General features: G+C 33.0%; 7 protein-coding genes. All 7 read right to left on the minus strand.

Going from position 1 to position 6,658, the window contains the following annotated elements:
- Positions 1 to 35: 35 nt before the first annotated feature.
- Positions 36 to 911 carry an NAD(P)-dependent oxidoreductase gene (locus AC8IGH_RS04825; RefSeq protein WP_507419585.1) on the minus strand — a complete coding sequence of 292 codons (876 nt, stop codon included), beginning with the start codon at positions 909 to 911 and terminating at the stop codon, positions 36 to 38.
- On the minus strand, positions 908 to 1,813 hold the full coding sequence (locus tag AC8IGH_RS04830) for a DMT family transporter (RefSeq protein WP_507419586.1): 906 nt from the start codon (positions 1,811 to 1,813) through the stop codon (positions 908 to 910). Before AC8IGH_RS04830 ends, AC8IGH_RS04825 begins: the two co-directional genes overlap by 4 nt.
- Positions 1,814 to 1,834: 21 nt before the next feature.
- Positions 1,835 to 2,035, minus strand: a complete 201-nt coding sequence (locus AC8IGH_RS04835; protein WP_507419587.1) for a hypothetical protein — start codon at positions 2,033 to 2,035, stop codon at positions 1,835 to 1,837.
- A gap of 4 nt (positions 2,036 to 2,039) precedes the next feature.
- Entirely contained in the window at positions 2,040 to 3,365 is a 1,326-nt protein-coding gene (locus AC8IGH_RS04840; RefSeq protein ID WP_507419588.1) for an amidase, read from the minus strand.
- 15 nt (positions 3,366 to 3,380) lie between these two features.
- Entirely contained in the window at positions 3,381 to 4,763 is a 1,383-nt protein-coding gene (locus AC8IGH_RS04845; protein WP_507419589.1) for a TRAP transporter large permease, read from the minus strand.
- 10 nt (positions 4,764 to 4,773) lie between these two features.
- Entirely contained in the window at positions 4,774 to 5,301 is a 528-nt protein-coding gene (locus AC8IGH_RS04850) for a TRAP transporter small permease subunit (protein ID WP_507419590.1), read from the minus strand.
- Positions 5,302 to 5,473: 172 nt separating this feature from the next.
- A complete protein-coding gene (locus AC8IGH_RS04855; protein ID WP_507419591.1) occupies positions 5,474 to 6,655 on the minus strand; it encodes a TRAP transporter substrate-binding protein in 1,182 nt (393 codons plus the stop codon).
- Positions 6,656 to 6,658 lie beyond the last annotated feature (3 nt).

Here is a 6,658-nt window from a genome sequence, read left to right on the forward strand (position 1 = left end):
TAAAAAGACGTATAAAAAAATTCGTCTTAATTTCATTATCTGCTGAGTGCTTTTATAAATAAATATAAAGCGCTATGGTCTAAATTACCTCGTCCAGATTTTACAGTCTTTGAGTAAAGCTCTTGTACTTTTTTAGCTATGGGTAAATTAAGCTTATATTTTTTGGCAGTTGCAACTATATTATTCATATCTTTAAGTTGGGTTGACGCTTTTCCTCCTGGTCTAAAATTTTTAGTTAATATTCTCAAACCATGATTTTTAAGTATAGGTCCTCCTGCAAATCCATGTAACATAATTTCCCTTACTGCTTCAGGATCAGCTCCTGCTGCTTCTGCTAAAATTAATGCTTCAGATACAGCTCCAATACTAATTCCAACGATTGTTTGATTTGCTAATTTTGCAACCTGACCACATCCAGTTTTACCAACATAAATTGCTGTTCCCATACTTTTAAATAATGGCATAACATTATTAAATACTTTCTTTTCGCCACCTACCATTATTGCAAGAGTTCCTTTTTCTGCTCCTATGGTTCCACCAGAAACAGGTGCATCTAAAAAAAATGCTTTCTTCTTTTTTAATGCCGCACCAATTTCTAAAGCCGTATTTTGAGTTGTTGAACTCATATCAATTACAATTTGTCCCTTTTTTAAATGTGGCTGAATCTTTTTTATATGAATTGATTTACATACATCGTCATTTGCAAGCATTGTAATGATAACTTTTGAACTTTGGACCAAGTCTTTTATATCGGCAAAAGCTTTCGCGCCTTTTTTTTGAAGTTCTAAAGTTTTACTTGGAGTTCTATTCCAAACATTTAATTTAAATTTTTTAGATATAATATTTTTTGCCATGGGCAAACCCATTAAGCCTGTACCAATAAATCCAACATTTTTGATTGAATTACTCATTTAATTTTAAATAAATTTTTGTTAGCTAGAATTATTCCTATCAAAACAAGTATACCACCAAACCAATGAAAATTTTGTAATTTTTCGTTAAATAAAAAGTAACCGTACAATGCACTATAAATAGGCATTAAATAAACTACCAATCCAGTAATAGAAGCACCAACAAATTTTTGCAATTTTGAATACATTAAGAAAGCAATAATGCCTGGAAAGATTGCGGCTATAACGGTCCAAAAAACAAAGTCCTTGTTAAATGAAGTGGTGAAAAAAAAAGCTTCTTCAACATAATACATAGGTAATAAACAAATAACTCCAGCAATTGCCATCAAACCAAAACGAGTTAAAAGATCAAATTTGCTTTTCCAATTCATTAAAAATACAGAATAAACAGCCCAACTAATCATTGCTCCCGAGATCCAAATATCTCCTTTGGTAATTTGTAGTTTCATTAAGGTCTCAAACTGACCTTTGCAAACTACAATCATAATTCCAAATAAACATAAAACTGTTCCAAATATCTGAAGTTTGCTTAATTTTTCTTTATAAATAAAAACTGAGAATAAAATAATAAATATAGGAGATGCAGAATAAATAATTCCCATATTCACAACAGTAGTTGTAAGTCCGCTGATATAAGGAAAAGCTCCACAAAATGCAAAACCAGTTAATCCTAAAATCAAAAGTTTTGGAATTTCTTTTATTACATCTTTCCAGTTTTTTAAAAGGTTAGGAAAAATAAATGGAAGTAAAATTAAAGCTGCTAACACCCATCTCCAAAAAGCAAGAGACACTGGAGGAACTAATCCAGCTGCTCCTCTGGCCACTGCTATATTGCCAGTCATAAATATAGGCTGAGTAAATAAAAGTACTAAAGGTAAAAAACCTAAACGTTGGTTCTGCAAGACAGTATTATTTTAATGATATTATTTTCTTTTTTTCGAGTACTTTTTAAAGTTTTGATATATGTCGAAGCCTAAAAAAATTAATGCCATCAACATGATTAACCAAACTGGCATCGCGGCAGCGTCTGTAATCATTGGTGATTTTTTTAATGACCAAGCCATACCCAAAAAAAACCATGTGGCTGTAATAAATCCAAGAATTGAGCAAATTATTGATATCATTTATTTATTTTTTATAATTTTTAAACATCCAATTAGCTGTCTGCAAAAATCTAGTATCATCAAACTTTTCCCCTACTAACTGAACCCCTAAGGGTAATTTATTAGAACTTTCAATTAATGGCAATGATATTGATGGCATGCCTAGATAAGTCCATAAAGTACAGAACTCTGGACTTCCGGTATAATTTAAACCTTTAGGTGCATAACCAGTTGTGCCTGGTGTGATTATTGCGTGATAGTCATGAAAGGCATCATTAAAATTTGCATAAATAGTTTCTATACTTTCAACAGCTTCTACGTAGTCTTTAGATTTATATTCCATTCCTCTTTCCATCGCCTCTACTAATTTTTTTCCTAATTTTTTTTTATTCTTTTTATAAACAGCATAAAAATTATAAGCCATATCTGTTTCATGAATTATTTTATGATAATCAAATATTTTTTCAAAATAACTTGGCATTGCAACTTCGGTAACATTTTTATTAATTTTTTTAATAAATTTTTCAAAATCTTTTTGTGCATCTTTATCCATGTTGTTCCATTTGGATGTTTTCATAAAAAGAAATTGCGGCTCAAAGAAAGGTTTATCTTTGATTTTTTCAAAAAATTCTTCTGTTGGATAATGAATTGTAGATTTATCTTCTGAATCTTTTTCAAAAATGGAAGAAGAACAAAAAGCAGCATCTTCCACTGATCTTGCAAATAGTCCTACTTGATCCAATAAAAATGACTGTCTTAAAACTCCAGATCTTGAAATTAAACCATTGGTGGGTTTGTATCCCACAACTCCACAGTAAGAAGCTGGTCGTATGAGCGATCCATTAGTTTGAGATCCAATTGTAATTGGGGCCATAAATGAAGCGACAGCCGCTGCAGATCCACTTGAAGAGCCGCCTGGAGTTCTTGTATAATCATGAGGATTTCTTGTCTCCCCTGGATCAAAATAAGCAAGTTCTGTTGTAACCGTTTTTCCCATTATTACTGCACCTGCAGCCCTAAGTAATGCCACTACCTTAGAATCGTCTCTGGTTTGATAATTTTTTTTGAGTGGGCTCCCATATTGGGTTGGCATATCATAAGTTTTGAATATGTCTTTAATTGCAACTGGAAGTCCATGAAGTGGCCCCATAAGCTTTCCTGATAGTTTCCATTCATCGGCTTCTTTAGCTTTTGCTAAAAAATGTTTTTTATCAAAAAAAGCCCAAGCTTTTACGTCTTTATCGAACTCTTTAATTCTATCGATGAATGATTGGGCAACTTCTACGGCTGAAACTTCACCACTTTTAATTTTATTTACAATATCAATTGCTGATAAACTATAAATATTCATTAAAAGTTTCTTTATTTACTTAGTTTCAGGACCGAATAAATAATCTGGCAACCAAGTTGCTAATCCTTGAAAATTATAAAGAATTGCCATTGATAAAAAAACAATAAATAAGAATGGGATCATTCCCCAAAATATTTCTGACAACTGTACATTTTTACTTTGTACACCTTTTAGATAATAAGCAGCCATCGCCATCGGTGGAGTTAAAAAAGAAGTTTGTAAATTTAATCCAATTAATACTGCAAAAAAATAAGGATCAACCCCAAAAGCTTTAACTAAAGGCAAAAATATTGGCACAAAGATAATTAATATTTCTGTCCACTCTAATGGAAATCCCAGCGCAAAAATTATAATTTGTGTAAGTACTAAAAATTGCCAAGGTTTAAGATCTAAACTTGCAAAAAGTTCTTCAAATATAATGTGTCCACCTAAGTAAGAAAAAACCGAAGCAAAAGTCCATGATCCAACAAATAGCCACATGATCATAGCAGTTGATCTTGAAGTTAAATAAACAGATTCCTTTAAATTTTTCCAATTCATTGATTTATAATAAAAGGCAATAGCAATTGCTCCTGCGGCTCCAGCTGCCGCAGCTTCCGCAGCGGTTGCTAACCCTGCAAGAATTGCACCCAAAACTAATACTATTAAAATAAATAACGGCACAAAATTTTTTAATAAATTTTTATAAACAACAGATTTTGGAGGAATCTCTGATAGGTTAGGAGGTGGTGCCATTTTTGGAAATTTCCAACCTATAAAAATACAATACACACAATATAAACCAGCTAACATTAAGCCTGGTAAAAAAGCTGCAGCAAATAGTCTTATTGGCGATAACGAAGCCATAACTGCATAAACGATAAACATAATGCTCGGCGGAATCAAAATACCAAGACATCCCCCTGCGCAAACAACTCCTGAAGCAAATTTTCTATCATATCCTGCTTTTATCATTGCTGGCCAAGCTAATAATCCCATTAAAGTTACAACGGCACCCACAATACCTGTAGCAGTAGCAAACATGGCACATGTTATTAGAGCAGCAACAGCCATTGAAGCTGGTAATTTAACTGTGGCTTGTCGAATGGATTCAAAAAGTTTAGCTATAATTCCTGATCTTTCAACAATGTAACCCATGAATAAAAATAAAGGCACAGCAATCAAGACATGATTTTCCATAACAGAAAAAGTATTGTTAACTACTAAATCAAATATTCTGTTATGAAGAATTCCAGATTCTTGAATCTTAGCTGGATCTAAATAAGCATAATAACCAAAAATAATTCCAATCGCTAATAAAGTAAAACCAATAGGAAAACCTAATAATACTATAAATATAAAACTACCCATCATAATCATAGCAATCTCAGGATTTGTAAAACCAAATAAATTTGTCATAAATTATTTTTTATTTTTTTTTTGATGATTGTTTAACTAATAATTTTTCTGTTTCTTCTTCCTCAATTTCTCTAATTGGCCAACTTCCTTCTTTTAGAGCAATAATACATCTAAAAACTTCTGCCACACCCTGAATAACCAGCAAAATACCGGCTATTGGTATTAAACTTTTAAACATATAAATTTGAATTTGAGCAGGGCTACTCCAGCTAGTCTCTTTAACTATCCAGGCAGTCTTAGCATATTTATAACCTTGATAACTAAACGCTAAACAAGCTGGGAAGAAAAATATAAAATAAAGAACAAGATCAATGGTTGCCTGAGTTCTTGTTTTTAAAAATCTGTACAACATGTCTGCTTTAACATGGGACTGAGTGCAAAGTGAATAGGCCCCAGCCATCATAAACATTGCTCCGTACATCTGGATTGTAAAATCAAAAGCCCAAAGAGTAGGAGCATTAAAAACGTATCTCATGAAAACTTCTACTGCAACTGAACTTGTCAGAATTACTATGCACCAAGCAAAAGATTTTCCCATCCAAGTGCTTATTTGGTCAGCTAAATAAATATAAGATCTCAAATTGCCCCCCCCTTAAATATTCCGTCGAAATATACGCTTTAAAAAACTAATTTAAATACAAATATTAAATTATTCTTAAAAAAAAGGGGGGCTATTTAGGCCCCCCTTTTTTACTAATTATCTTAAATTATTATATTTGGTATCCCACTTTAACGCCTGCAGGGTTACCAAAAGCTTGTTTAAAGCCAATTGTGTAATCAGGCTGATTCAACAACAGATACTTCATAACAGATTTTGCGTATCTCTTCTGTGAATCAATGATCTCTTTAAATAAAGGATCTTTATCAGAGAATTGTTTCACAACAACATCCCAAGATTTCATCTGAGCTTCTAGAATATCCTTAGGTGTTTGATATACTTTTACGCCTGACTCGTTGATCAATTTATCAAGGTCATTTGCGTAACGAACAACCATTTTCCAATAGTTATCTGTATTTGCAGCTTCTGATGCAATTCTCAAGATATTTTGATGTGTTTTAGATAAACTATTAAATTTTTTTCTATTAAAAGTTATCTCAAACATTTCCTGAGACTGATGGAAACTTCCTAAACTATAAAATTTAGAAACATCCTGCATACCAAAGTTTTTGTCAGATGATGGGTTATTAAATTCCGCAGCATCGATCAAACCAGTTTTCATTGCTGGCTGGATTTCTCCACCTGGCAATTGCAGAACTGTCATTCCCATTCCTTGGAGAACGTTCGTTGCTAAACCAACAGTTCGGTATTTTAAACCTTTTATTTCAGCCGCACTTTTAAGTTCTTTTTTAAACCAACCAAATGGTTGTGCAGGCATAGGCATTGCAAAGAAGCCAATATAATCTAGCTTAGCTGCAGCTAAAGTTTTTTCGTACAGTTTTCTTCCACCGCCGTACTCGATCCAACTCATTAATTCTTGAGAAGAAAAACCATAAGAAGGTCCTGTTCCGAATAATGAAGCAGCTGGATTTTTTCCGTACCAGTAAGCAGTAACTGTATGACCTGAATCAACAACACCGGTACTTACGCTGTCAGCCAATTCTGAAGTTTTAACAATAGCATTCACTGGATAAACTTCAATTTTTAATGATCCGCCAGAAAGTTCTTCAACTTTTTTAGCATAATCTTTGTTCATTTCAAAAAATGGATCTGCGGCAGCTGGGCCCCAAGCAGATTGCATTTTTAAAACAACAGTTCCTTGCGCAGTCGAAATATTCGGCATGGCAAGTGATGCAGCGGCAACAGCTCCTGTAGCTGCGGCAGCTTTAAAAAACTTACGTCTTGAAGTTTTTTTAGACTCCAATGACGTAACTTCGTCTTTTAGTTTTGTCATTTA

This window comes from Candidatus Allofontibacter sp. (assembly GCF_038145245.1).
Classification (GTDB): domain Bacteria; phylum Pseudomonadota; class Alphaproteobacteria; order Pelagibacterales; family Pelagibacteraceae; genus Fontibacterium.